This window comes from Streptomyces sp. NPDC020780, from assembly GCF_044334475.1.
In the GTDB taxonomy this organism is placed as follows: domain Bacteria; phylum Actinomycetota; class Actinomycetes; order Streptomycetales; family Streptomycetaceae; genus Streptomyces.
This window is the reverse complement of record NZ_JBIRTB010000007.1, coordinates 133817-158279: the sequence shown is the minus strand read 5'-3', so window position 1 is coordinate 158279 and position 24463 is coordinate 133817. Positions and strand designations below refer to the sequence as shown.

The following is a 24463-nucleotide window of genomic DNA, read 5'->3' as shown; positions in this document are numbered from 1 at the left end:
GGGCCGCACCCCCGCGGGCACGCGCTGACAGCCGTAGCCCCCTCGCCACACCTCCGAGGAGTCCGCGGCCCTGCGGCCGGCGGGCACCCCTCCGCCTCGCGACGCCCCGCGCCCGGCGCCGCCGGCCGGCCCGCCGGGACGTCCGGGACGATCTCGCCCCCTCGGTAACGATCGGGCTCCGTGCCGACTCCGGACCACCGGAACTCTTGACGCGTCGTTCATTGGGGAGAAACATTGCCGTTCACCGGTCGGCATTGCCGAACACTTAACGGCAATACGCGTTAGGGTGTGACAGTGCCGAGGGCCGGTCAAGCCCTCACAGGTGGCGTCCGCCGTACACGACGGATACCCACCTGGGGCGCGATCCACCGGAGGTACCCGGTGTTTCGCCTTCCCCCTGGACGAAGGACAAAGGAGTCGCGGGTGTCCAGCTCCGACATCTTCATCGGCGAGACCATAGGTACCGCCATACTCATCCTGCTCGGCGGCGGTGTCTGTGCCGCCGTCACGCTCAAGCGCTCCAAGGCGCAGAACGCCGGCTGGCTGGCCATCACCTTCGGGTGGGGCTTCGCCGTGCTGACCGGCGCCTACATCGCCTCCGGCGTGTCCGGCGCCCACCTGAATCCGGCGGTCACGATCGCCCTCGCGATCCAGGGCGGCACCGCGTGGAGCGACGTACCCCTGTACCTCGCCTCCGAGCTGCTCGGCGCGATGATCGGCGCCGTACTGGTGTGGGCCGTCTACTACGGACAGTTCCGGGCCCACCTCACCGACCCCGAGATCCTCCGGGAACAGCCCGTCGAGGAGGGCATGGTCGACCAGACGTCCGCGCCCGCGGCGGGCCCGGTGCTGGGCGTCTTCTCCACGGGTCCGGAGATCCGGAACGCGGTGCAGAACGTCGTGACGGAGGTCATCGCGACCTTCGTCCTGATCCTGGCGATCCTCACCCAGGGCCTCAACGACGAGGGCAACGGCCTCGGGGCCCTCGGCGCTCTGATCACCTCGCTGGTGGTCGTCGGCATCGGCCTCTCGCTCGGCGGCCCGACCGGCTACGCGATCAACCCGGTGCGCGACCTCGGACCGCGCATCGTGCACGCGCTGCTGCCGCTGCCGAACAAGGGCGGTTCGGACTGGGGGTACGCCTGGGTACCGGTGGTAGGACCGCTGATCGGTGCTGCCCTGGCCGGCGGGCTCTACAACCTCGCCTTCGCCTGAGCCACCTCCTCACCACCCCACAGACCTCCGGGAGCACACCGTGACCGACGCACACACCACCGGCCCGTTCATCGCGGCCATCGACCAGGGCACCACGTCCAGCCGCTGCATCGTCTTCGACAAGGACGGCCGGATCGTCTCCGTCGACCAGAAGGAGCACGAGCAGATCTTCCCCAAGCCCGGCTGGGTCGAGCACGACGCGACCGAGATCTGGGAGAACGTCCAGGAAGTCGTCGCCGGGGCGATCGTCAAGGCCGGCATCACCTCCGCCGACGTCAAGGCGATCGGCATCACCAACCAGCGCGAGACCACCCTGCTCTGGGACCGGCACACCGGTGAGCCCGTCCACAACGCCCTCGTGTGGCAGGACACCCGCACCGACGCCCTCTGCAAGCACCTCGGCCGCAACGTCGGACAGGACCGCTTCCGCCGCGAGACGGGTCTGCCCCTGGCGTCCTACTTCGCCGGCCCCAAGGTCCGCTGGCTGCTCGACAACGTCGAAGGGCTCCGCGAGCGCGCCGAGCGGGGCGACATCCTCTTCGGCACCATGGACTCCTGGGTCATCTGGAACCTGACCGGCGGCACCGAGGGCGGAGTGCACGTCACCGACGTCACCAACGCCTCCCGCACGCTCCTGATGAACCTGCACACCATGCAGTGGGACGACCGGATCGTGCAGTCGATGGAGATCCCGCCCGCCGTGCTGCCGGAGATCCGCTCGTCCGCCGAGGTGTACGGCACCACCAAGGGCGGCGTCCTGGACGGCGTACCGGTGGCCTCGGCGCTCGGCGACCAGCAGGCCGCACTGTTCGGCCAGACGTGTTTCGCCCAGGGCGAGGCGAAGTCCACGTACGGCACCGGCACCTTCATGCTGATGAACACCGGCCACACCCCCGTGAACTCGTACAACGGGCTGCTGACCACCGTCGGGTACCGGATCGGCGACGAGAAGCCGGTGTACGCCCTGGAGGGTTCCATCGCCGTCACCGGTTCGCTGGTGCAGTGGATGCGCGACCAGATGGGCCTGATCAAGTCCGCGGCCGAGATCGAGACGCTCGCCTCCTCCGTGGACGACAACGGCGGCGCGTACTTCGTACCCGCGTTCTCCGGCCTGTTCGCCCCGTACTGGCGCCCCGACGCCCGGGGTGTCATCGCCGGTCTCACCCGGTACGTCACCAAGGCGCACATCGCCCGTGCCGTGCTCGAGGCCACCGCCTGGCAGACCCGCGAGATCAGCGACGCCATGACCAAGGACTCCGGCGTCGAGCTGACCGCCCTGAAGGTCGACGGCGGCATGACCTCCAACAACCTGCTGATGCAGACACTCTCCGACTTCCTGGACGCGCCCGTGGTGCGCCCCATGGTCGCCGAGACCACCTGCCTTGGCGCCGCCTACGCCGCCGGCCTCGCCGTCGGCTTCTGGCCGGACACCGACGCGCTGCGCGCCAACTGGCGCCGGGCCGCCGAGTGGACACCCCGTATGGACGCGGCCACCCGCGACCGCGAGTACAAGAGCTGGCTCAAGGCCGTCGAACGGTCCATGGGCTGGCTCGACGACGACACTGTCGAGGAGTAATCGATATGACCACCCTGCAGAGCGTCCCCGCCCTCGGGACGCATCCGGCCTCCGGCTCCCTCCCGAGCCGCGCCGAGACCCGGGAGCAGCTGTCCAAGGCGACGTACGACCTCCTGGTGATCGGCGGCGGCATCCTGGGCATCTCCACCGCCTGGCACGCCGCGCAGTCCGGACTGCGGGTGGCCCTCGTGGACGCCGGCGACTTCGCCGGCGCCACCTCCTCCGCCTCCTCCAAGCTGCTCCACGGCGGTCTGCGCTACCTGCAGACCGGCGCGGTGAAGCTGGTCGCGGAGAACCACTTCGAGCGGCGCGCGGTGTCCCGTCAGGTCGCCCCGCACCTGGCCAACCCGCTCACCTTCTACCTCCCCGTCTACAAGGGCGGCCCGCACGGCGCGGCCAAGCTCGGGGCCGGTGTCTTCGCCTACTCCGCGCTGTCCGCGTTCGGTGACGGCGTCGGCCACGTCATCAGCCCCGCCCGTGCCCAGCGCGACGTGCCGGAGCTGCGTACGGACAACCTGAAGGCCGTCGCGGTCTACGGCGACGACCAGATGAACGACGCCCGGATGGCCCTGATGACCGTCCGCGCGGCGGTGGACGCGGGCGCCGTGGTCCTCAACCACGCGGCGGTCACCGGGCTGCGGTTCACCCGGGGCCGGGTCACCGGGGCCGAACTGGAGGACCGCCAGGACGGTACGGAGTTCGGCGTCGACGCCCGTCTCGTACTCAACGCCACGGGCCCGTGGGTCGACCACCTGCGGAAGATGGAGGACCCGAACGCGGCTCCCTCCATACGCCTGTCCAAGGGCGCGCACCTGGTCCTCAAGCGGACCCGCCCCTGGAAGGCCGCGCTGGCCACCCCGATCGACAAGTACCGGATCACGTTCGCCCTCCCCTGGGAGGACATGCTGCTGCTCGGTACGACCGACGAGGAGTACGAGGGCGACCCGGCCGACGTCGCGGTGACCGAGAAGGACACTGCACAGATCCTGGACGAGGCCGCGTTCTCGGTCCGCGACCAGCAGCTCTCCCGCGATCTGATCACCTACTCCTTCGCCGGGCTGCGGGTGCTTCCGGGCGGTCCCGGCGACACGTCCAAGGCCAAGCGCGAGACGGTCGTGACGGAGGGACGCGGCGGCATGCTGTCCGTGGCGGGCGGCAAGTGGACGACGTTCCGCCACATCGGCCGCACCGTGATGAACAAGCTGGCCGCCCTGCCGGGGCACCCCCTGGCACAGGACATGGAGCCGATGGCGCGGCTGCCGAGGAAGCTGCCGCTTCCGGGCATCGCCAACCCGAACGCCGTCGCGCACCGGCTGCTGGTCGACGGCGGCGCACCGGGGCCGCGGATGGGGGCCGACACGGCCCGCCACCTCGCCACCCACTACGGTTCGCTCTCCTTCGACATCGCGCGTCTCGCCAACGAGGACCCGGCGCTGGCCGAGCGCATCCACCCGGACGCCCCGGAGATCTGGGCCCAGGTCGCGTACGCCCGCGACCGCGAGTGGGCCGAGACCGCGGACGACGTGCTGCGCCGCCGCACGACGCTGACGATCCGCGGCCTGGCCACCGACGACATCCGGGCCCGGGTGGAGGCCCTGCTGGCCGGCCGGCGCTGACACCCGGTACGCGCGGAAGGGGGCGGCTCCGGTGGCGAACCGGAGCCGCCCCCTTCCGCGCGCCCTGTTCGCCGGCCCGCTCCCGGCCTGCCGGGGCGCCCGCCGTCCGGACACCGGCACGCCCTCCATGACCCGCATAATGACGCCATAGATCCGATGTCTTATGTGCGAGGAGACCCTCCATGGCCGTCACCGACGAAGCGATCGAGAAGATCAAAGGGATGATCGTCTCGGGCGCCCTGGCCCCGGGCGACCGGCTGCCCAAGGAGAGCGAACTCGCCGCCGAGCTGGGCCTTTCCCGCAACTCGCTGCGCGAGGCGGTGCGCGCCCTGTCGCTGATACGGATCCTCGACGTGCGGCAGGGCGACGGCACATACGTCACCAGCCTGGACCCGCAGCTCCTGCTGGAGGCGCTCAGCTTCGTGGTGGACTTCCACCGCGACGACACCGTGCTGGAGTTCCTCGCGGTACGCCGGATCCTGGAGCCCGCGGCCACGGCGATGGCGGCGCTGCGCATCGAGGAGTCGGAGCTGGACGCGCTGAGGGCGCAGCTGGACGCCCTGGGCTCCGATCCCTCGGTGGAGCAACTGGTCGCCGCCGACCTGGAGTTCCACCGCGGGATCGTCCGGTCCTCCGGTAACTCGGTCCTGTGCTCGCTGCTGGACGGCCTGTCCGGGCCGACCACCCGGGCCAGGGTCTGGCGGGGGCTGACCCAGCAGGACGCGGTCAGCCGCACCCTGTACGAGCACCGGGCGATCCTCGGCGCCCTGCGGGACCGCGATCCGGAGGCCGCCCGCTCCTGGGCGACCGTGCACGTGGCGAGCGTCGAGCAGTGGCTGCGCTCGTCGCTGTGAGCCGGGGCGCCCTGCCCGGAGTGCGCCCCGGTGCGGGACCGCGCCCCTGCCCCGCCGTTCCGGTCCGCCGGTCAGCCGGTGGCGGGGCGCAGGCGCAGGCCCTGCATCCCTCCGTCGACGGCGAGCGCGGTTCCGGTCACGGAAGCGGCTGCCGGGCTCGCCAGGTAGACGACGGCGGCGGCGACCTCGTCCGCCAGGACGAGCCGGCCCAGGGGCTGGCGGGCCTCGAGCGCCGTGCGCTCCGCGGCCGGGTCCTCGGCCCGGCCGAGCAGCCGGCCGATCCACGGGGTGTCGGCGGTACCGGGATTGACGCAGTTCACCCGGATGCCCTCGCGGACGTGGTCGGCGGCCATGGCGAGCGTCAGCGAGAGCACGGCCCCCTTGCTCGCGCTGTAGAGGGCCCGCTGCGGCAGGCCGGCGGTGGCCGCGATGGAGCAGGTCTGGGTGATCGACACCGCGCCGGGGCGGCCCGTCACGGAGCGGCGCAGGTGGGGCAGGGCGTGCCGGGCCGTGCGGACCATGCCGAGCACGTTGACGTCCAGGACGCGCGTCCACTCCTCGTCGGTGTTGTCCTCGACGGTGCCGACGGATCCGATCCCGGCGTTGGACACCAGGGTGTGGAGGCCCCCGAGTTCGCGGGCGGCCCGGTCGACGGCGGTCCGTACGGCGTCGTCGTCCGTCACGTCGGCCCGGAGCGCGAGCGTCCCCTCGGGGGCGCCCTCGGTCGTCCGGTCGAGTACGGCCACACGGGCGCCCCGGGCGAGCAGCAGGGCCGCCACCGCGGCGCCGATTCCGGACGCGCCTCCCGTGACCAGGGCGGACAGCCCGTCGAAGTCCTGGGTCGTGTTCATCGGCCGGTCTCCTCGGTCGTGCGGCGGGCCTGCCAGACAGGGCCCTGCGGGTAGCGGTGGTCGGCGATCGAGGCGGGCAGCATCCGGGCCGAGAACCCCGGGGCGCCGGGGGCGGCGTAACGCCCGTCCTTGATCACGGCCGGGTCGGCGAAGTGTTCGTGGAGGTGGTCGACGTACTCGATGACGCGGTCCTCCCAGGTGCCGGAGACCGCCACGTAGTCGAACATGGCGAGGTGCTGCACCAGTTCGCAGAGTCCGACGCCGCCGGCGTGCGGGCAGACGGGCACCCCGTACTTCGCCGCGAGCAGCAGGACCGCGAGGTTCTCGTTGACGCCCGCGACCCGTGCGGCGTCGATCTGGAGGAAGTCGACCGCGCCGGCCTGGAGCAACTGCTTGAAGACGACCCGGTTGGCGACGTGTTCGCCGGTGGCGACCTTGACCGGCTGCCCCGCGCGCACGGCCGCGTGGCCGAGCACGTCGTCGGGGCTGGTCGGCTCCTCGATCCAGTACGGGTCGTACGGGGCGAGCGCCGTCATCCACGTCACCGCGGCGGCAACGTCCCAGCGCTGATTGGCGTCGACGGCTATCCGGACGCCGGGGCCGACGGTCTCGCGGGCGAGCGCGAGTCTGCGGACGTCGTCGTCCAGGTCGGCGCCGATCTTCAGCTTGATCTGCGCGAAGCCGTCGGCGACGGCCTCCTGGGCCAGCCGGACGAGCTTGTCGTCCGGGTAACCCAGCCAGCCCGGCGATGTCGTGTAGGCGGGGTAGCCCTCGGCGAGCAGCCGCTCCGTGCGCGCGGCCCGGCCGGGCTCGGCGGCGCGCAGGAGGGCGAGCGCCTCCTCGGGGGTGAGCGCGTCGGTGAGGTAGCGGAAGTCGACGAGGCAGACGAGCTCCTCGGGGGTCATCCCCGCGAGGAACCGCCAGACCGGCAGCCCGGCCTGCTTCGCCGCGAGGTCCCAGGCCGCGTTGACGACGGCACCGGCCGCCATGTGCATCACCCCCTTCTCGGGGCCCAGCCAGCGCAGCTGGGAGTCGTGGGTGAGCTCGCGGTACAGCGCTGCCAGGTCGGCGGCGGTGGCCGGTGCGGAGCGCCCCACCAGGGCGGGGCGAAGCGTCTCGATCGCGGCGGCCATGACATCGTTGCCACGGCCGATGGTGAAGCAGAAGCCGTGTCCTTCCAGCTCGTACTCCCCCGGCTCGCGCGCATCCCCGCCCGGCTCCTCCCCGCCGCCGTCCGTACGCAGGACGACGTAGGCGGCCGAGTAGTCGGGGTCGGGGTTCATGGCGTCGGAACCGTCCAGCTGTTCCGAGGTGGGGAAGCGGATGTCGTGGACCTCGACGTGCGTGACGGTACGGCTCATGTGCGCCCCTGGGAAGTAACATCGGATCTCTCGCCGGTCATCCGATGTATAACGCCCCACGCACCCCGGAGTCCAGGGCCCATGCAGGTCGACTCGGCGTACGAGCGGTACAGATCGGACGAATCAAGCACCGGCACGGTTCGCGCATCCATGCAAACGGGCTACGGCCCCAGAGGGGGTAAGCCGTAAGGTTGGTCTGTACGCAAGGGAATCAAGGGAACTTCGGAAGGAGGCCTGGGTGATCGAGCTCGAGGGAGTACCCGAGCTGATCGACCCGGTCATGGTGGCCGCGTTCGAAGGCTGGAACGACGCCGGTGACGCCGCCTCCACAGCGGTCGGGCATCTGGACCGGGAGTGGAAGGGCGAGGTCTTCGCGGCCCTCGACGCCGAGGACTACTACGACTTCCAGGTCAACCGGCCCACGGTGTGGCTGGACGGCGGGACGCGCAAGATCGTGTGGCCCACCACGCGGCTCTCCGTGGTCCGTGTCGGCGGCGAGAAGCCCCGCGACCTGGTGCTGGTCCGGGGCATCGAGCCCTCCATGCGGTGGCGGTCGTTCTGCAACGAGATCCTCGCCTTCGCCCATGAACTGGGCGTCGAGATGGTCGTCGTCCTGGGAGCCCTGCTCGGCGACACACCGCACACCCGGCCGGTACCGGTCAGCGGCGTGACCTCGGACCCGGACCTGGCCAGGACCATGGATCTGGAGGAGACCAGGTACGAGGGCCCGACGGGCATCGTCGGCATCCTCCAGGAGGCCTGCACCCACGCGGGCGTGCCCGCGGTGAGCCTGTGGGCGGCGGTACCGCACTACGTGTCGCAGCCGCCGAACCCGAAGGCGACGCTGGCGCTCCTGAACCGTCTCGAGGATCTGCTCGGGCTGCGCATCCCGCTGGGCGAGCTGCCCGAGGACGCGCGCGCGTGGCAGCTCGGTGTCGATCAGCTGGCGGCCGAGGACAGCGAGGTCGCCGAGTACGTCCAGACGCTCGAGGAGGCGCGGGACACCGCGGAACTGCCCGAGGCGTCCGGGGAGGCCATCGCCCGAGAGTTCGAGCGGTATCTGAGGCGCCGGGACGTCGGCGGTCCCGGCCAGGGCCCCGGCGGGCACGCCACGGAGAGCGGTGACACGTCCTATCTGCGGGATCCGTCGAGCGGCCGTACCAGGCCGCCCGGACCGCAGCGCCCCGGGAAGGGCCGGCCGAAGGACGTGGAACCGCCCAGCGACCCGCCCAGTGACCCGCCCGCCGGGCCGTCCGAGGATCCGGGTTCCTAGGGCGTGTGTCGAAAGTAGCGCCGTCTGCCCGAAGGGCAGGCTCGGCGGTGTCCGGTGCGTGCGATCGCAAGGCGGAGGGTCGCCCCGATACTGGATGTATCGGGGCGATCCCGACAACGCGGCAAGTGTGCGTGCCGGGCGCCGCCGGGCAGGCGCTCCTTTCGATACACGCCCTAGGACGGCTGACCACCCCGTACCGCCCGTCGCACGGACGCCCCTGCCTCGGAGACTTCTGCCGAAGTCTCCGAGGCAGGGGCGCGTGGGCGGGAAAGGGGAGCGGGTTACAGGGCGACGCCCAGGAGCGCGTCCACGGTGCGCGAGACGAGGCCGGGCGCGCCCTCGTCCGTGCCGCCGTCCGAGGTCTGCGCAGCGGCCCAGCGGTCCACGGCGGCGAGCGCGGCGGGCGTGTCGAGGTCGTCGGCCAGCGCCTGACGCACCTCTTCGACCAGTGCGTCGGCGGACAGCCCGTCGGGCCGGGAGACGGCGGCACGCCACCGTGCGAGCCGCTCGACGGCGTCGGCGAGCACCTGGCCGGTCCACTCCCAGTCGGACCGGTAGTGGTGCGCGAGCAGAGAGAGCCTGATCGCCGCGGGGTCCACGCCGTCCCGGCGGAGCGCAGAGACGAAGACGAGGTTGCCCTTGGACTTGGACATCTTCTCGCCGTCCAGGGCGACCATGCCGGCGTGGACGTAGGCACGGGCGAACGGGTGCTCGCCGGTCAGCGCCTGGGCGTGCGAGGCGCCCATCTCGTGGTGCGGGAAGACGAGGTCGGAGCCGCCTCCCTGGACGTCGAAGCCCATGCCGAGGTGGTCCAGCGCGATGGCGACGCACTCGATGTGCCAGCCGGGCCGGCCGCGGCCGAGCGTGGCCCCGTCCCAGCTCGGCTCGCCCTCGCGGGCCGCCATCCAGAGCATCGGATCGAGCGGGTTCTTCTTGCCGGGGCGCTCCGGGTCACCGCCGCGCTCGGCGGACAGCATCCGCATCGCCTCGGCGTCGAGGTGGGAGACCTCGCCGAAGTGCGGGTCGGACTCCACCGAGAAGTACACGTCGCCCTCGAGCTCGTAGGCGGCGCCCGCGTCCCGCAGCCGTTCGACGAGCGGGACGATGCCGGGTATGGCCTCCACCGCCCCGACGTAGTGCTGCGGGGGGAGCATGCGCAGGGCGGTCATGTCCTCCCGGAAGAGCGCCGTCTCGCGTTCCGCGAGCTCGGTCCAGTCCTGACCGTCGCGTACGGCCCGCTCCAGCAGCGGATCATCCACGTCGGTCACGTTCTGGACGTAGTGAACCTGCCGCTTGGTGTCGAGCCACACGCGCTGAACGAGGTCGAACGCGTTGTAGGTCGCCGCATGACCCATGTGGGTCGCGTCGTACGGCGTGATGCCGCAGACGTAGATGCGGGCGACGGGACCGGGGTCAAGGGTGATCCGTCCGCCGGTCGCGGTGTCGTGGATCCGAAGGTCGCGGCCCTTGCCAGGCAGGGCGGGGACCTCAGAAGCGGGCCAGGCATGCATGTCATGAGCGTAACCGGACGTTGCTTCCGGATACGAACCGGATGACGAATCGAGGCTGAAGAGGCGGTCTTGCGCCTGACGACGCCATGGTCTACGGCCGCCCGCAGGCGGTGCTCACACCGGCGGCCAGGGGATGGCGGGCCACTCCCCGCTCGGCTGCGGATGCCGGCCGCTCGCGCGCAGCGCCTCGATCCGCCCCCGGAGCGCGGCCAGCTCGGCCTCCGTGATCAGTTCCGCCAACCGGGTGGCGAGGGCGCGGCCCGGCTCCAGGTCGGCGGAGAGGCGTTCGAGCACCGTGACCGCTTCCGCCGGCAGGGGCTCCCCCGCCCAGCCCCACAGCAGTGTCCTCAGCTTGTCGTCCGCGTTGAAGGTGACCCCGTGGTCGATGCCGTACAGCCGGCCGCCGGGCGCGGGCAGCAGATGCCCGCCCTTACGGTCAGCGTTGTTGATCACCGCGTCCAGGACCGCGAGCCGCCGCAGCCGCGGGTCGTCCGCGTGTACCAGCAGGGCCGTCCTTCCCCCACCGACCTCGGCGAAGCCCACGGCCTTCCAGCCCTCGCCCGGCTCCTCGTCCTCGACGAGCGCGAGCAGCGGCGGAAGCCCGTGCGCCGCGTCGGGCGCCGAGCCGTCCGCCGCCTCCTCCGCCTCGATCCAGAGCTGGCACATGCCCTCGCCGTACGGCCCGTCCCGCAGCACCGTCGGCGGCACGAGGCCCCACCCGGTGGCCTCGGAGATCTCGTACGCCGCGACCTCACGCCGGGCGAGCGTGCCGTCGGGGAAGTCCCACAGCGGCTGCTCCCCCGCGACCGGCTTGTAGACGCAGGTGCGCTCCTCGCCCTCGTACGCGACGGTGCAGTGGAGGACCGCGTTCGACGCGCCCCGGACCTGCCCGAGGACCGTGAGCTCCCCCTCGGCGAGCAGGGTGCGCAGTCCGGCCTCCGTCAGGCCCCGCGACGGTATCCGTTCTGGCGCGGGCATACGTGTCCTTCCGGGTCGAGGGGCAGGCTGCACAGCGGGCACGGCGGCCGGCCGGCGTTGACGACGTCCAGGGCGCGCTTGGCGAACGCCCGCGCCTGTGCGCCGCTCAGCCGGACACGCAGCATCGGCGGTCCGTTCTCCTCGTCCTGGAGAAGCCTTTCCTCGGCCTCCGCCAGATCGTCGTCGGAGTCCGCGTCCAGCTCGACGAGCGCCTGCGCCTCGACGATCATGCGCTGCTCCTCGCCGTCCCAGGCGAGAGCCATCGTGCCGACCCTGAACTCCTCCTCGACGGGGGCGTCGAGCGGAGCGGTGTCGGTGACGTCCATGGGTGCCACCGCGGGCACCGGTGAATTGCCGCCGGTCCGCCGGACGACCTCGTCGAGGAGTTCGTCGATCCGTTCGGCCAACGCGGCTACCTGGGTCTTCTCCAGGGCCACGCTCGTGACCCGTCCCCTCGAGGACGCCTGCAGGAAAAACGTACGGCGGCCAGGCAGCCCGACCGTGCCGGCCACGAAACGGTCCGGGGGGTCGTAGAGGAACACCTGACGGGACACGTCCTGTCTCCCTTGAGAGTGTGGAGGCCAATGGGGGGCGGCCGGGGCCCAGGGGGATGCACCCGCTGGGCCGCTACGGCGCGTCCACCCTACTGCGCGGAGCGATCACGGCGCTCCCGCGCCGCCCCCGACGGCCGCATCGGCCGCCGTACCCCCCGCGGCGTCGGCCCCCGGAGCCTGTTCGCGCGGGGCCAGGGACGCGAGGTCGCCGGTGTCCCCGAGCCTGAGGAGAAACGGCCGGAGCCGGGTGTAGCGGATCGCGGTGACCGAGCACGGGTCGGCGTGGACGCGCTGGAAGAGGTCGAGGTGCATGCCGAGCGCGTCGGCCACGAGCGACTTGATGATGTCGCCGTGCGAGCACATCACGTAGGTGGCGTCCTCACCGTGCTCCGCCCCGATCCGGGCGTTCCAGTCCCGTACGGCGTCGACCGCCCGGGCCTGCATGGCCCGCATGGACTCACCGCCGGGGAACGCCGCCGCGGAGGGGTGCTGCTGCACGACGGACATCAGGGGCTCGTCGGACAGCTCGGCAAGTTTGCGCCCCGACCACTCCCCGTAGTCGCACTCACTGATGCGGTCCTCGGTGTGCAGCGGCAGGCCGGGGCGGGCGTCCAGCAGGGGCTGGAGAGTCTCCCGGCAACGCTGCAGGGGGCTGCTGACGGCGGCCGCCAGCGGGAGGGCGGCCAGCCGCCCGGGGAGCGCGGCGGCCTGCGCGGCGCCGCGTTCGTCGAGGGCGACGCCGGGGGTCCGCCCCGCGAGCACTCCGGCGGTGTTGGCGGTCGAGCGGCCATGGCGTACGAGGATGAGCGTGGGCATACGGGCCAGGGTAAGACCGTCCGGGCTCATGGGCCTCCCCCGCCCGGGGGAGCCGTGGTGCGCGGGGAGGAGCCGTGATGCGCAGGGGGCCTCCCCGGCCCGTCGGCCCTCGGAGGGAGGTGCGTGCCGTTTCGGTGACGCCGACCCGGATTACCGGACGGCCCGGCGGGCACGGGGAGAGTGCACCGGAACCGACGGCAGGGAAGAATACGCGCGTGATCGTGGACTGTGGCATCTACCGGGACGGGCGGCGGACCGAAGGCCCCGCCGACTTCTCCGAAGCCCTCGACGAGGCGCGCGCCACCGGGGACGCCTTCGTCTGGATAGGGCTGCACGAGCCCACGGAGAAGGAGTTCGACCTCGTCAGCAGCGAGTTCGGGCTGCATCCGCTGGCGGTGGAGGACGCGCTGCGCGCGCACCAGCGGCCCAAGCTGGAGATCTACGACGACTCCCTGTTCGTGGTCGTCAAGCCGGTGGTCTACGCACACGAGAGCGACACGGTCAGTACGGGTGAGCTCATGCTCTTCATGGGCGACTCCTTCGTGGTGACGGTCCGGCACGGCGAGGGCGCGCCCCTGGCGGCCGTACGGAGCCGGCTCGAGGCCGAGCCGGAAGTGCTCAGGCACGGCCCGACCGCGGTGCTGTACGCGGTCAGCGACGCGGTGGTGGACCACTACATAGACGTCGCCGCCGAGCTCCAGGCCGACCTGGAGGAGCTGGAGACCCTGGTCTTCGCCCCGAGCGGCTCCGGCGACTCCAAGAGCACCGCCGAGCGCATCTACACCTTCAAGCGCCAGGTGCTGGAGTTCCGCCGGGCGACCGGGCCGCTGAGCGCTCCCATGGCGCGGCTCGCGGGGGCGGGCGTGCCGTTCGTCGACACGGGCTCGCAGCCCTTCTTCCGGGACGTGAACGACCACCTCACCCGTGCCAACGAGCAGGTGGAGGGTCTGGACCGGCTGCTCTCGGACATCCTGTCGGCGCACCTGGCCCAGATGGGTGTGCGGCAGAACGACGACATGCGGAAGATCTCGGCGTGGGCCGCCATGGCCGCGGTGCCGACGATGGTGGCCGGGATCTACGGCATGAACTTCGACCACATGCCGGAGCTGCACTGGGTGTGGACGTACCCCGTGGTGATCGTGTCGATGGCCTGCGCGGTCTTCGGGCTGCACCGCCTGTTCAAACGCCGGGGCTGGCTGTAGGCGGCGCGGGCCCGCCTCCCCCGCGGATCAGGCGTACTCGGTCTCGGGTGCCGCGGGGCTGCCCAGCGCGTCACGCAGGGCGGGCTGCCGGAGGGTCACCATGCGCCGCCAGCCCACCAGCCGCTCGTAGGCGTACACCGCGTGGATGCCTGCCGCCAGCGCGGCGGCCTTGGGCCGGGACCAGTGCAGCACCGCGCCCATGTGGCTCATCACGGCGAGGCTGACGTCGCGGTACACCCGGATCTCGGCGCGGGCGCACTCGCGCAGGACGGACCGGATCGTCCGGCCGTGCCCGGAGCGGGCGAGACGGAGCAGTTCCTCGTGGCAGTAGGCGAGGTGGTTGTCCTCGTCCCTGGAGATCATCTTCACCGCGCGCCCGAGGGCGGGGTGGTCGGCGAAGTGCCTGAGCAGGAGCCGCATCTGTTCGGAGGCCCGCTGTTCCGTCACCCTGCTGTGGGCCAGGTAGACGATGACGTCCCGCTCGGTGAGCGGTTCCTCGCGGCCGAGGCGCTCATGGGCGAGGCCGATGCCGTGCCGCTCCAGGAGCAGTGTGTAGTCCGTCTCGTACGGCACGGCCACCGGGGCGAGCCCGCGCTGCTTGAGCAGGGCGTTGAAGATCCGGCCGTGCTTGTCCTCGTCGGCTCCGTGCCGGGCCACCTTGGGGGCCAGATCGCTCAGTCGGGCGGGGACGAGCGCGGCGATGCGGCCGTTCTCCCAGCCGCCTTGCGTCTCGCCGCCGGCGGCGATGGAACAGAACAGCCGGAACGACTCGTCGTTCCCGACGATCTCCTGGAACAGACTCTTTGCCGACAGCATCACTGCCACCTCTCGCACCGGTATCCGCAGGCCACAGTCAAATCCGGTACGGACCGGTCGGCAACACGGAAGGGCCGGGGCGGGGCCGAACGGGCGCGGCACCGCCCGCCGCCGCGCCCCGGGAGGAGTACCGGGCGTAACCGCACGGCACCCGGCCCGTTGTCCTTTGTGACGGCCGTGGCGGGGAGGCCCCCCGAGCCCCCACCACGGCCGTGGTGCCGGCCGGACCGGCGGCACGGCCTCGCCGGGTCTGTCCCGCCTCCCGGCGGATCGGCCCTCAGGCAGCGAGGCCGGAGCGCTCGAGGGCGTCGGTGCCGGCGCGCAGGGCCGCGAGCCGTTCGTCCAGCGTGAAGCCCGCCGGGGCGAGGGTGAGCGTGGTGACGCCCGCCGCCGCGTACGCCTGCATCCGCTCGGCGATCCGCTCCACCGGGCCGAGCAGCGTGGTCCGGTCGATGAGCTCGTGCGGTACGGCGGCTGCGGCGCCGGCCTTGTCACCGGAGAGGTACTTGTCCTGGATCTCGGTGGCCGCCTCCTCGTACCCCATGCGCCGGGCGAGCTGGTTGTAGAAGTTCTGCTTGCGGCTGCCCATGCCGCCGACGTACAGCGCGGTGTACGGGCGGAACATGTCGGCGAGGCCCTTGACGTCGTCGCCGACCGCGAGCGGCAGCGTGGGGCAGACGTCGAAGCCCTCCATCGTCTTCCCGGCCTTCTCACGCCCGGCGCGCAGGTGCTTGACAGCCGTCTCCTCCAGGTGATCGGCGGAGGGGAAGATCAGGAGGGCCCCGTCGGCGATCTCGCCGGTCTGCTCCAGGTTCTTCGGGCCGATGGCGGCGATGTAGAGCGGGATGTGCTCGCGCTGAGGGTGGACGGTCAGCTTGAGGGGCTTGCCCGGGCCGTCGGGGAGCGGCAGCGTCCAGTGCTCGCCCTCGTAGGACAGCCGCTCCCGGGACATCGCCCTGCGCACGATCTCCACGTACTCGCGGGTGCGGGCGAGCGGCTTGTCGAACTTGACGCCGTACCAGCCCTCGGAGACCTGGGGGCCCGAGACGCCGAGGCCGAGGCGGAAGCGGCCTCCCGAGAGCGAGTCGAGCGTGGCGGCCGTCATCGCCGTCATGGCGGGCTGCCGGGCCGGGATCTGCATGATCGCGGAGCCCACGTCGATGGACTCGGTACGGGCCGCGACCCAGGCCAGCACGGTCGGTACGTCGGAGCCGTACGCCTCGGCCGCCCAGCAGACGTCGTAGCCGAGCCGGTCGGCCTCCTGGGCGACGGCGAGGTTGTCGCCGTCCATGCCCGCTCCCCAGTAACCGAGATTGATGCCGAGCCGCATAGCCACGCTCCCTCTACTGATCAGTAACGTCCTGAGTGCGGACTCTAGCGCGGGGTGCCGTGATCCGGCAGGCCCGGTCGCCCGCCACCGCCCTGTCCACAGGCTGCCACCGTGCGGGCCCCGGCCAGTAACCTCAGCCCCCATGGAGCAGAGGTATCTGGGCCGTACCGGCCTTCGTGTGTCCCGGATCGGGCTCGGCACCCTCACCTGGGGCCGGGACACCGACGAGCACGACGCCGCCGAACAGCTGAAAACCTTCTGGGACGCCGGCGGAACCCTCGTGGACACCGCGGACGTCTACGGTGGCGGTGAGGCCGAATACCTGCTGGGACGGCTCCTGGACGACCTCGTTCCGCGACGGGACCTGGTCATCGCGACGAAGGCGGGCAGCGTGCCCGATCCGTACCGCCGCTTCGACGGGTCGCGCGGTCATCTGCTGGCCGCGCTCGACGCCTCCCTGGAGCGCCTCGGGACGGATTACGTCGACCTCTGGCAGATCCACGCCTTCGACCCGGTGACGCCGCTGGACGAGACCCTGCAGGCACTGGACCTCGCGGTCTCGTCGGGGCGGGTCCGGTACGCGGGCGTGTCGAGCTTCAGCGGCTGGCAGCTGGCCAAGGCGGCGACCTGGCAGCTCGCCTCGCCCGGGGTGCGCACCCGGCTGGCCAGTACGCAGATGGAGTACTCGCTGCTGCAGCGGGGCGTGGAACGCGAGGTGCTGCCGGCCGCGCTGGACCTGGGGGTGGGGCTGCTGCCTTCCTCCCCGCTGGGCCGTGGGGTGCTGACCGGGAAGTACCGCACGGGGACGCCGTCCGACTCGCGCGGCGCCTCGGAGGTGCTGGCCCCGTTCGTCGAGCCGTACCTCGACGACGCGGCCGGCCGGATCGTGGACGCGGTGACCACGGCCGCGGACGGACTGGCCACGACGGCGCTCCTCGTCGCGCTCGCCTGGGTGCGGGACCGTCCCGGGGTGGTGGCCCCGGTCGTCGGCGCGCGGAACGCGCGGCAGCTGAGCGAGGCGTTGTCGGTGGAGGCGCTTACTCTTCCTGACGAGATCTGCCAGGCGCTCGACGATGTGTCGGCGCCCGTGCACCGCTATCCCGACCAGGACTGGAGCACGCTGTGACTGCGCTTCCCCGGGGGGAGTCCCCGGACCCCGCGGCCGAGAACGACGAGGACCGCGAAGTCCGCGAGGACGGCGGCCTCGACGCCGCCCCGCCCGGCGAGGGCGGTGCGGAGCATGCGTCCGGGACCGACGAGGCGCCCGAGGGAGCTCCCGGTCCCCGCGCGGAGGGGGACGGCGCGGAGGGGGCTCCCGCGCTCTCGGAGGCGGAGGCGGAGCTGGCCGCCCAGCGCGAGCTCCGTGAGCGGATCGAGAAGCGCAAGGCCGAGAAGGAGGGCCCCATCGCGGCCGGTGCGAAGCTGAGCGGTCCGGCCGCCGATCTGCTCGCGGCCGTGCGCGCGGTGGAGAGCGGCGAGAAGCCGGGCACCGCCTTCTTCGACTCCCCGGTCTCCGCGCCCGCTCCCCGCCGCGCTGCCCCCGCGCCCGCCCGGCCTACGCCGTCCGTGTCCCCTCCCGCCGGGCAGCCGCGGAGCGTGTCCCCCGAGGCAGTGACGTCGGCGGCGGCGGTGCTCGCCGAGGGCCGGGCTCCCGAGGCCCTGGCCCGCCCGGCGGCCACGACGCTCGGTGAACAGGCCGCCGGGATGCTGCGCGAGGACCCCTGGCAGCTGCTGTCCGTGCCCGGCGTCCGCCCGGAGCAGGCCGACGGGTTCGCGAGGGCCCTGCTGGGCGCGGAGTGCGGCCCGGACGACGAGCGGCGCACGGCGGCCCTGGTGGGCTGGCTGCTGGAGCGGGCCGCGCTGCGCGGCCACACGGCACTGGACGCGTCGCAGGTGCGCGCCGCGCTCGCCGACCTGTCGGTGACCGATCCCGGCACGGCCGTGCGGCACGCCGTCTCCGAGGGCGTCGCGCTCGTCTTCCAGGACGGCGTCGACGCCGTGCGGGCCGGGGAGATCACCGGCCCGGGCGGGCCCGCCGAGGAGCCCACCGGGAGCACCGAGGACGGTGCCCGGGAAGGCTCCGAGGACGAGACGGAGCCGGTGCGGGTCCTGCTGGGGCTCGACCGGTACGCCCTGGCCGAGGAGAGCCTCGCCGACGGCCTGGCCCGGCTGGTCAACTCCTGCGAGAAGGACGCCGACTGGACGGAGGCGGCGGCGGCCGCGCCGTCGCCCTCGGCGGGTGAGCTGATCCGGACGGTCGCGGGGGCCGGACTGGTCGCCCACAGCGGCGGCGAGAGCGCCCGGGCCGAGCCCGCCGCTCTGATCGCCGCGGCCGGCGCCCTGGGACTGCGTGCCCTCGGGACCACCCACAGCGAGGACGGCCGGCGCAGGCTGGCCGCCGCCGCCGGTGACCCGTCGACGGCTGTCACCCTCTCCGACCTGCTCTCCGGCGCGGCCGGCCCGGGCCGGGACGCGGACGGGGCCTTCGCCCTCGACCTGCTGGTGGTCCTGGACGCACCGCAGCTCGACGTGGAGGCGGCGGCGATGCTGGTGGAGTCCCTCGCCGACGGGACACGGCTGGTGCTGAGCGGTGACCCCGGTGTGCTCGGGTCCGCCGGTGCGGGCCGGGTGTTCGGGGACGTACTGGCGGCGCGCACCTGCCCCCAGGTGGTGTCGCGCACCCCGGACCCCGGACCGGTCGGTGAGCTGGTGTCGGGCATCGGCGTCGGTGAGCTGAACCAGGTGGAGGCGCCCGGCAAGGAGGTCGTGATCGTGCCCGTCCGCGACGCGGGCGAGGCGGTCCACCGGACGGTGCAGCTGGTCGCCGACTCGGTACCGCGGGTCATCGGGGTGCCAGCGTCGGACACCCAGGTGATCACGGTCGGGCACGGCGGCTCGGCAGGCACCGTGGCGCTCAACGCGGCGCTCAAGCAGCGGCTCAACCCCGGGCCGGGCCGGTTCGGCGGCTTCGACCCCGGTGACCGGGTGGTCCATGTGCCGGCGCCCGGCAGGGTGGTGCCCGGCTCGGTGGTCTCCGCCGACGCCGACGGCCTGCACCTGGACTGCGCGGGCACGGGCGTCGTGGTGCCCCAGGCCCGCGTGGAGTCCTCGGTGCGGCACGGCTGGGCGCTCAGCGCGCATCAGGCGGCCGGGATGCGCTGGCCCGCCGTGGTCGTCGTCCTGCCGGGTGACGCGGCCCAGGGTCTGAGCCGGCCCTGGGTGTACACGGCGTTCAGCCGGGGCGAGCGCCACCTGTCCGTGGTGCACGGCGTGGACCAGGCACTGGCGCACGCGGTGGCCGCGGTCCCGGCCCAGGAGCGGACGACACGGCTGCGCGCCCTGCTGGAGGCCCAGCCGGCCGCTGTGGCCTCCTGAAGCACCCGTACGGCCCCGGGCGGCCCGTACGCCGTCCTGCCTCGCCGTCGCCGGACGCGCGTCGGCCCGGTGCGCGCGCACCGGGCCGACAGGCCGTGACGGACGGGGCTCTCCGGCCGGCCGGGCCGCCGGGTCATCGACGGCGCGGCCGCCGGGGGCTCAGGAGCGGTCCGCGGCGGAGGCGCCCGGGCCCCCTTCCGGCCCGTCCTCGTCGTCGAAGACCGCGCTGACGTCGAAGCGGCAGACCACCAGCGAGGGATCCGCGTCCTCGAACGGCTCCTCCAGCCATTCCCCGGGCTCGGGGAGCTCCTCGGCGGCGGTGACCCAGAGGGTGGAATCCCCCTCCTCCAGACCGAACTCCTGGTGCCGGGAGGCGATCTCGTCCGCCTCGTACTCCCCGAAGAGGACACCCAGTGCGGCGTGCACCCCCACGCCCGGCGCCGACTCCGCCTCGCCGTCCTGGCCGTCCGGATCCAGGTCGGTGATCCGCTGCGCCTGGGCGAGGAGCCGTGCGGGCTCCGCGACCGCGTAGTCGCGCCTGATCAGCACGCTGAGTGCGTGCGGTTCCTCCGGTCCCGCGTACGGCGGGAGGGAGTCCTGGGCACCGGGAATCTCGAACGGGGTGACCTCGTCGTAGCGGTCGTAGAGGAGTTCGTCGTAGACCTCGGCCGCGGCGGCCAGTGCGTTGAACGCGTCGTAGACGGTGGGGTCGTCGTCCCCGGTACGGCGTTCGACGGCCTCGAGGTGGCGGTCGAGCGCGGTTTTGATCGCATCGGCGGCGGCGCGTACCTCGGCAGCCGTGGGCTGCGCAGCATCAGACATGGAGCAGACGCTATCCGTACCGGGGCTCTGCTTGCACAATAGATGCGATGCCGGAATACGAATTTGTCGACGTGTACGTGCCGCGCGGGGTCTCCCGGAAGGAGGCGGCCCGTCTGCTGACCGACCATGCCGAGTACGGGCACTGGGAGTTGGACCGACTGACGCTGCGCCGCGACGGCAGCCGCCGTGTGCGGCTGCGCCGCCGGATCATCCGCCAGCTCCGGGCCACCTGGTAGGACGGAGCGGGCCCCGCAGCCGCGGAACCCGCTCCCCTTCACCATGCCGCGCGCCCCCTGGCGGCGGTGCCGCTCCGGGGCGCCGCCGTTACGCGGCGCTGCGCGAGCGCCGGTACAGGACCGTGCCCGCACCCGCGAGCAGCAGCCCCGCGCTCGCCGGGACCAGCACGCCGAGCCCGTCGGCGCCGGTCTGCGCAAGGTGTTCGCCGGGCACCAGCTGGGGCTCGGGAGCCTGCGGCGTGTGCGGGACGGCCGGCTTCACGGGGGTGTGCGGCGTCTGCGGCGTCTGCGGCACGACGGGCGGAGGGGCCTGCGTGTCGTTCTCGCAGCTGTTGCCGAAGACCGGGTTGAGCAGCCCGCCGATGGTGATGCTGTTGCCGCAGAGGTTCACCGGGATCTCCACCGGCGCCTGCACCTGGTTGCCGGAGAGGATGCCGGGTGAGTCGGCCGTCACCGCCCGGGCCGAGGTGCTGGAAGCGCGGTGCCTGCCCGTTCCCGCTCCGGCCTCGCGGGCCTCGGATCCGGCGCCGTGAGCGCCGTCGGCGGAGCTCGCGGAGCCGTGACCGGACGCGGCCGGGCTGCCGGAGGCCTGGCTCACGGAGCCCTGACCGGACGCGGCACCGTCGTCCGTCCCGCGCTCGTGCGCGGCACCCGCCGAGCTGTTCCCGCAGTCGTTCCCGCTCGTGGGATTGAGCAGACCGCCGGCGTTCACGGAGTTTCCGCAGACATTGACGGGGACGTCGACCGGGACCTGGATCGAGTTCCCCGAGAGCACTCCCGGTGAATTCGACGCGCCGCCGGCCGCTCCCGCGTCGGCGTGCGCGTAGCCGCCACCGAGCGCGAGCACGCCGCCCGCGGCTGCCATGGTGATCAGGCCTTTACGTGTGACCTGTCGCATAGGTTGCTTTCCTGCCTTCTGCCTACCGAAATGCCCCGGACACCACAGTGCGGGGCCGAATGTCCAGCGGCCCCGGAGTGCGTGGCGCGCACTCCGGGGCCGGCCGGACTCACACCCTTACGGGTTGACTCGCCTCGTCAGGCGTTGATGCAGGTGTTGCCGAAGGCGGGGTTCAGCAGCCCGATCACGTTGATGGTGTTGCCGCAGACGTTCACCGGAACGTGGACCGGCACCTGGACGACGTTGCCCGAGAGCACGCCCGGGCTGCCGATGGCGGCACCCTGGGCGCCGGCGTCGGCGGAAGCGAGACCCGCGCCCGCGAGGACGAGACCACCGGTAGCTGCCGCGATTGCGACGATCTTCTTGATCATGATTCCTCCTGGTTGACAAGTGCGATCCCAGCCGCGGACCGCATCACCTGTAACGAGGAGGGGGTGACGGAGCTACGAGTGCGCGACCCCTTTCACTCTTTCCGGGCAGGTTCGTACACACTGTCGAATTCAGGGGCCTTGATGCGGGAGCGGCCGTGACCCGGCGGCTGGTCACGCATGGTCGATGAACCGGTCCAGCACGCGGGCACCGAAGGTGAGGCCGTCCACCGGGACCCGCTCGTCCACACCGTGGAACATGCCCGCGAAGTCCAGCTCCGGCGGCAGCTTGAGCGGGGCGAAACCGAAGCAGCGGATGCCGAGGTCGTCGAAGGATTTGGCGTCGGTCCCCCCGGAGAGCATGTAGGGCACGGCGCGGGCGATCGGGTCCTCGGCCTTCAGCGCCAGCTGCATGGCGTCCACGAGAGAGCCGTCGAAGCTGGTCTCCAGGGCCTTGTCGCCGTGCACGTCCTCCCGCTTCACCCGCGGCCCGAGGATCCGGTCGAGGTCGGCCAGGAACTCGTCCTCGTGGCCGGGCAGGAAGCGCCCGTCCACGTGCGCGGTCGCCTGCCCCGGGATCACGTTCACCTTGTAACCGGCCCCGAGCATGGTGGGCGCCGCGGAGTTGCGCAGGGTGGCGCCGATCATCTTGGCGATCCCGCCGAGCTTGGCGAGCGTCGCCTCCATGTCCTCCGGGTCGAGGGGGGTGCCCAGCGCGTCGGACAGCTCGTCGAGGAAGGACCGTACGGTCTTGGTCATCCTCACCGGCCAGGTGTGCCGCCCCAGCCGGCCGACCGCCTCGCAGAGCTCGGTGATCGCGTTGTCGTCGTTCGTCATGGAACCGTGGCCGGCGGTGCCGTCCACCGTGAGCCGCATCCAGTGCATGCCCTTCTGCGCGGTCTCCACGAGGTAGAGCCGCAGGTTCTCGTTGACGGTGAACGAGAAGCCGCCGACCTCGCCGATGGCCTCGGTGACGCCGTCGAAGAGATCGCGGTGGTGGTCGACGAGGTGGCGCGCGCCGTACGTGCCGCCCGCCTCCTCGTCGGCGAGGAAGGCCAGGACGATGTCACGCGGGGGCTTGCGCCCGCTGCGCATCCGGTCACGGACGACCGCCAGGGTCATGGCGTCCATGTCCTTCATGTCGACCGCGCCGCGCCCCCACACGCACCCGTCCGCGATCTCCCCGGAGAAGGGGTGGTGCGTCCAGTCCGCGGCGTTCGCCGGCACCACGTCGGTGTGCCCGTGGATCAGCAGCGCGGGCCTGGAGGGGTCCTCGCCCTCGATCCGGGCCACGGTGGAGGCGCGGCCCTTGTGGGATTCGATGATCGTGGGGTCCAGCCCGACTTCGGCGAGCTTTTCGGCGATGTACTCGGCGGCGAGCCGCTCCCCGGGGCCCGAGTGGTCGCCGTAATTGCTGGTGTCGATCCGGATCAGGTCGCGGCAGAGGTCCACGACCTCGTTCTCGGCGGACTCACCGGTGCCGGTCCGGGCCGTGTCGGCCTCGCTCATGCTGGTTCCTTCCACTGTCACGGTGGTGCTCCCCCTCATCCTCGCGCGCCGGACCCGCGCGCCCAAGACCGCCCATGCCGCGTCATGCGCCGTTCACAGCCCGGGCGTGACCTGGGGCGTGATCGAGCACCCCTGAATGTTTGCTATGGTTTTCCACGTCGGAACGGGCCAGGGCCCGCGAGACAGACACCTTGTCCGGGTGGCGGAATGGCAGACGCGCTAGCTTGAGGTGCTAGTGCCCTTTATCGGGCGTGGGGGTTCAAGTCCCCCCTCGGACACCAGCACAAACCCCAGTCGATCTGGGGTTTTTTGCTTTTCCACCCCCAGGGAACCACAGAGGTGGGACCGATGAGAGGACGGGCGAGGCCCCCGGCCGCCCCGCTGCCGCCGCGTGACGGCGTCGACCCGGTGCGGGTGCGGCTTCCCGCCGACCCGGCGGGGGCCTGGCCGACCGTGGGGGAACATCTGCGGGCCCGGTTCGCCGGAGCGGTCGGCGCCGGGCGCGTGGCTGCCATGCTGGCCGAGGGCCGGTTCGTCGGGGCGGACGGAAGCGCGGTGGGCGCGGACGAGCCGTACACGGCGGGCCGCTACCTCTGGTTCCACCGCGAGGTCGTCCCGGAGGAGCCCGTTCCCTTCCCGGTGGACGTGGTCCACCGGGACGAGCACCTCGTCGTCGCGGACAAGCCGCACTTCCTGGCCACCACACCGCGCGGCCGCCACATCACGGAGACCCTGGTGGCCCGGCTGCGCCGCGAGCCGGGGCTCGGGCAGCTCCAGCCCGCGCACCGGCTCGACCGGCTGACGGCGGGGCTGGTGCTCTGCGTCGTACGGCCCGAGGACCGCGGCGCGTACCAGACGCTGTTCCGCGACCGGCTGGTGCGCAAGGAGTACGAGGCGGTGGCCCCGTACGACCCCGGTGTGGCACTCCCCCGTACCGTGCGCAGCCGCATCGTCAAGGAGCGCGGGGTCATCGCCGCCCGCGAGGAACCGGGCGAGGCCAACAGCGAGAGCCGGATCGAGCTGCTGGAGCACCGGGGCGGGCTCGGCCGGTACCGGCTGCTGCCCGCGACCGGCCGCACGCATCAGCTGCGGGTCCACATGAACGCCCTGGGGCTGCCGCTGGTCGACGATCCGGTCTATCCGGTGGTGGAACCGGAGCCGCGTCGCGAGGACTACTCCCGGCCTCTCCAACTGGTGGCGAGGGTGCTGGAGTTCACGGATCCGGTCACGGGTGAGCCGCGCCGCTTCGAGAGCGGGCGGCGGCTCACCGCGTGGTGGGACGGCCGGGAGGGCCGCTGACCG

General features: G+C 72.5%; 22 protein-coding genes and 1 tRNA gene. 11 read left to right on the top strand and 12 right to left on the bottom strand.

Annotated features, from left to right (window positions below):
* Nucleotides 1-423 precede the first annotated feature (423 nt).
* The 4 genes from ACH4VO_RS15360 (at nt 424) to ACH4VO_RS15345 (ending at nt 5261) form a co-directional block, all read left to right on the top strand.
* The gene (locus ACH4VO_RS15360; RefSeq protein WP_360986321.1) at nt 424-1215 is read left to right on the top strand and encodes an MIP/aquaporin family protein; all 792 of its coding nucleotides are present in this window, start codon (nt 424-426) and stop codon (nt 1213-1215) included.
* 40 nt (nt 1216-1255) lie between these two features.
* Nucleotides 1256-2791, top strand: a complete 1536-nt coding sequence (glpK, locus tag ACH4VO_RS15355; protein ID WP_360986325.1) for a glycerol kinase GlpK — start codon at nt 1256-1258, stop codon at nt 2789-2791.
* A gap of 5 nt (nt 2792-2796) precedes the next feature.
* Nucleotides 2797-4407 carry a glycerol-3-phosphate dehydrogenase/oxidase gene (locus ACH4VO_RS15350; RefSeq protein ID WP_360986328.1) on the top strand — a complete coding sequence of 537 codons (1611 nt, stop codon included), beginning with the start codon at nt 2797-2799 and terminating at the stop codon, nt 4405-4407.
* A 182-nt stretch (nt 4408-4589) separates the two neighbouring features.
* Nucleotides 4590-5261: a FadR/GntR family transcriptional regulator gene (locus ACH4VO_RS15345; RefSeq protein WP_360986331.1), complete on the top strand. Its 672-nt coding sequence runs from the start codon at nt 4590-4592 to the stop codon at nt 5259-5261.
* 71 nt (nt 5262-5332) lie between these two features.
* Here ACH4VO_RS15345 and ACH4VO_RS15340 read toward each other — a convergent pair whose 3' ends face one another.
* A complete protein-coding gene (locus tag ACH4VO_RS15340) occupies nt 5333-6112 on the bottom strand; it encodes an SDR family oxidoreductase (protein ID WP_360986334.1) in 780 nt (259 codons plus the stop codon).
* Nucleotides 6109-7473: an enolase C-terminal domain-like protein gene (locus tag ACH4VO_RS15335; RefSeq protein WP_360986337.1), complete on the bottom strand. Its 1365-nt coding sequence runs from the start codon at nt 7471-7473 to the stop codon at nt 6109-6111. The genes ACH4VO_RS15340 and ACH4VO_RS15335 overlap by 4 nt, the downstream gene beginning before the upstream one ends.
* Before the next feature lie 238 nt (nt 7474-7711).
* Between ACH4VO_RS15335 and ACH4VO_RS15330 the strand changes: the two genes are divergently transcribed.
* Nucleotides 7712-8746 carry a PAC2 family protein gene (locus tag ACH4VO_RS15330; RefSeq protein ID WP_360986340.1) on the top strand — a complete coding sequence of 345 codons (1035 nt, stop codon included), beginning with the start codon at nt 7712-7714 and terminating at the stop codon, nt 8744-8746.
* A 281-nt stretch (nt 8747-9027) separates the two neighbouring features.
* Here the strand turns inward: ACH4VO_RS15330 and mshC are convergent, their stop codons facing one another.
* The 4 genes from mshC to ACH4VO_RS15310 all read right to left on the bottom strand — a co-directional run bounded on the left by mshC (nt 9028) and on the right by ACH4VO_RS15310 (nt 12605).
* On the bottom strand, nt 9028-10257 hold the full coding sequence (gene mshC, locus ACH4VO_RS15325) for a cysteine--1-D-myo-inosityl 2-amino-2-deoxy-alpha-D-glucopyranoside ligase (protein WP_360986343.1): 1230 nt from the start codon (nt 10255-10257) through the stop codon (nt 9028-9030).
* Nucleotides 10258-10371: 114 nt separating this feature from the next.
* Nucleotides 10372-11235: an SCO1664 family protein gene (locus ACH4VO_RS15320; protein WP_360986346.1), complete on the bottom strand. Its 864-nt coding sequence runs from the start codon at nt 11233-11235 to the stop codon at nt 10372-10374.
* Nucleotides 11199-11789, bottom strand: a complete 591-nt coding sequence (locus ACH4VO_RS15315) for a DUF3090 domain-containing protein (RefSeq protein ID WP_056786440.1) — start codon at nt 11787-11789, stop codon at nt 11199-11201. Before ACH4VO_RS15315 ends, ACH4VO_RS15320 begins: the two co-directional genes overlap by 37 nt.
* Before the next feature lie 105 nt (nt 11790-11894).
* The gene (locus tag ACH4VO_RS15310) at nt 11895-12605 is read right to left on the bottom strand and encodes a histidine phosphatase family protein (RefSeq protein WP_360986349.1); all 711 of its coding nucleotides are present in this window, start codon (nt 12603-12605) and stop codon (nt 11895-11897) included.
* A 215-nt stretch (nt 12606-12820) separates the two neighbouring features.
* On the opposite strand from ACH4VO_RS15310, the gene ACH4VO_RS15305 reads away from it, so the two are divergent.
* Nucleotides 12821-13807 carry a magnesium and cobalt transport protein CorA gene (locus ACH4VO_RS15305; RefSeq protein WP_360986352.1) on the top strand — a complete coding sequence of 329 codons (987 nt, stop codon included), beginning with the start codon at nt 12821-12823 and terminating at the stop codon, nt 13805-13807.
* Between the two features lie 27 nt (nt 13808-13834).
* Here the strand turns inward: ACH4VO_RS15305 and ACH4VO_RS15300 are convergent, their stop codons facing one another.
* Both ACH4VO_RS15300 and ACH4VO_RS15295 read right to left on the bottom strand, forming a co-directional pair.
* Nucleotides 13835-14623 (bottom strand): ferritin-like domain-containing protein, encoded by a 789-nt coding sequence (locus ACH4VO_RS15300; protein ID WP_360986356.1) that lies wholly within the window; start codon nt 14621-14623, stop codon nt 13835-13837.
* Between the two features lie 277 nt (nt 14624-14900).
* Complete coding sequence (locus tag ACH4VO_RS15295) at nt 14901-15953, bottom strand: LLM class F420-dependent oxidoreductase (protein ID WP_360986359.1); 1053 nt, start codon at nt 15951-15953, stop codon at nt 14901-14903.
* A 142-nt stretch (nt 15954-16095) separates the two neighbouring features.
* Between ACH4VO_RS15295 and ACH4VO_RS15290 the strand changes: the two genes are divergently transcribed.
* Nucleotides 16096-17079 (top strand): aldo/keto reductase, encoded by a 984-nt coding sequence (locus ACH4VO_RS15290; protein WP_360986362.1) that lies wholly within the window; start codon nt 16096-16098, stop codon nt 17077-17079.
* Nucleotides 17076-19328, top strand: coding sequence for a helix-hairpin-helix domain-containing protein (locus ACH4VO_RS15285; RefSeq protein WP_360986365.1), 2253 nt, complete (start codon nt 17076-17078; stop codon nt 19326-19328). Before ACH4VO_RS15290 ends, ACH4VO_RS15285 begins: the two co-directional genes overlap by 4 nt.
* A gap of 159 nt (nt 19329-19487) precedes the next feature.
* On the opposite strand, the gene ACH4VO_RS15280 is transcribed toward ACH4VO_RS15285, so the two are convergent.
* Nucleotides 19488-20150 (bottom strand): hypothetical protein, encoded by a 663-nt coding sequence (locus ACH4VO_RS15280; RefSeq protein WP_360986368.1) that lies wholly within the window; start codon nt 20148-20150, stop codon nt 19488-19490.
* Nucleotides 20151-20197: 47 nt separating this feature from the next.
* Between ACH4VO_RS15280 and ACH4VO_RS15275 the strand changes: the two genes are divergently transcribed.
* The gene (locus ACH4VO_RS15275) at nt 20198-20386 is read left to right on the top strand and encodes a DUF5703 family protein (protein WP_003970138.1); all 189 of its coding nucleotides are present in this window, start codon (nt 20198-20200) and stop codon (nt 20384-20386) included.
* An 88-nt stretch (nt 20387-20474) separates the two neighbouring features.
* Here ACH4VO_RS15275 and ACH4VO_RS15270 read toward each other — a convergent pair whose 3' ends face one another.
* The 3 genes from ACH4VO_RS15270 to ACH4VO_RS15260 form a co-directional block, all read right to left on the bottom strand.
* Nucleotides 20475-21284 carry a chaplin gene (locus ACH4VO_RS15270; RefSeq protein ID WP_360986371.1) on the bottom strand — a complete coding sequence of 270 codons (810 nt, stop codon included), beginning with the start codon at nt 21282-21284 and terminating at the stop codon, nt 20475-20477.
* A gap of 137 nt (nt 21285-21421) precedes the next feature.
* Complete coding sequence (chpH, locus tag ACH4VO_RS15265; protein WP_360986375.1) at nt 21422-21655, bottom strand: chaplin ChpH; 234 nt, start codon at nt 21653-21655, stop codon at nt 21422-21424.
* Nucleotides 21656-21826: 171 nt separating this feature from the next.
* Nucleotides 21827-23161, bottom strand: a complete 1335-nt coding sequence (locus tag ACH4VO_RS15260) for a M20/M25/M40 family metallo-hydrolase (protein ID WP_360986378.1) — start codon at nt 23159-23161, stop codon at nt 21827-21829.
* A 193-nt stretch (nt 23162-23354) separates the two neighbouring features.
* Here ACH4VO_RS15260 and ACH4VO_RS15255 point away from each other — a divergent pair.
* Nucleotides 23355-23442, top strand: a tRNA-Leu gene (locus ACH4VO_RS15255).
* Between the two features lie 67 nt (nt 23443-23509).
* Entirely contained in the window at nt 23510-24460 is a 951-nt protein-coding gene (locus ACH4VO_RS15250; RefSeq protein ID WP_360986381.1) for an RluA family pseudouridine synthase, read from the top strand.
* The last annotated feature ends 3 nt before the right edge of the window (nt 24461-24463 follow it).

Excerpts from the sequence above, each read along its gene's own strand:
- ACH4VO_RS15350 (WP_360986328.1), top strand. The coding sequence starts at position 2,797 with ATGACCACCCTGCAGAGCGTCCCCGCCCTCGGGACGCATCCGGCCTCC.
- ACH4VO_RS15345 (WP_360986331.1), top strand. The coding sequence starts at position 4,590 with ATGGCCGTCACCGACGAAGCGATCGAGAAGATCAAAGGGATGATCGTC.
- ACH4VO_RS15340 (WP_360986334.1), bottom strand. The coding sequence starts at position 6,112 with ATGAACACGACCCAGGACTTCGACGGGCTGTCCGCCCTGGTCACGGGA.
- ACH4VO_RS15335 (WP_360986337.1), bottom strand. The coding sequence starts at position 7,473 with ATGAGCCGTACCGTCACGCACGTCGAGGTCCACGACATCCGCTTCCCC.
- mshC (WP_360986343.1), bottom strand. The coding sequence starts at position 10,257 with ATGCATGCCTGGCCCGCTTCTGAGGTCCCCGCCCTGCCTGGCAAGGGC.
- ACH4VO_RS15320 (WP_360986346.1), bottom strand. The coding sequence starts at position 11,235 with ATGCCCGCGCCAGAACGGATACCGTCGCGGGGCCTGACGGAGGCCGGA.
- ACH4VO_RS15310 (WP_360986349.1), bottom strand. The coding sequence starts at position 12,605 with ATGCCCACGCTCATCCTCGTACGCCATGGCCGCTCGACCGCCAACACC.
- ACH4VO_RS15300 (WP_360986356.1), bottom strand. The coding sequence starts at position 14,623 with ATGCTGTCGGCAAAGAGTCTGTTCCAGGAGATCGTCGGGAACGACGAG.
- ACH4VO_RS15295 (WP_360986359.1), bottom strand. The coding sequence starts at position 15,953 with ATGCGGCTCGGCATCAATCTCGGTTACTGGGGAGCGGGCATGGACGGC.
- ACH4VO_RS15290 (WP_360986362.1), top strand. The coding sequence starts at position 16,096 with ATGGAGCAGAGGTATCTGGGCCGTACCGGCCTTCGTGTGTCCCGGATC.
- ACH4VO_RS15280 (WP_360986368.1), bottom strand. The coding sequence starts at position 20,150 with ATGTCTGATGCTGCGCAGCCCACGGCTGCCGAGGTACGCGCCGCCGCC.
- ACH4VO_RS15275 (WP_003970138.1), top strand. The coding sequence starts at position 20,198 with ATGCCGGAATACGAATTTGTCGACGTGTACGTGCCGCGCGGGGTCTCC.
- ACH4VO_RS15270 (WP_360986371.1), bottom strand. The coding sequence starts at position 21,284 with ATGCGACAGGTCACACGTAAAGGCCTGATCACCATGGCAGCCGCGGGC.
- chpH (WP_360986375.1), bottom strand. The coding sequence starts at position 21,655 with ATGATCAAGAAGATCGTCGCAATCGCGGCAGCTACCGGTGGTCTCGTC.
- ACH4VO_RS15260 (WP_360986378.1), bottom strand. The coding sequence starts at position 23,161 with ATGAGCGAGGCCGACACGGCCCGGACCGGCACCGGTGAGTCCGCCGAG.
- ACH4VO_RS15250 (WP_360986381.1), top strand. The coding sequence starts at position 23,510 with ATGAGAGGACGGGCGAGGCCCCCGGCCGCCCCGCTGCCGCCGCGTGAC.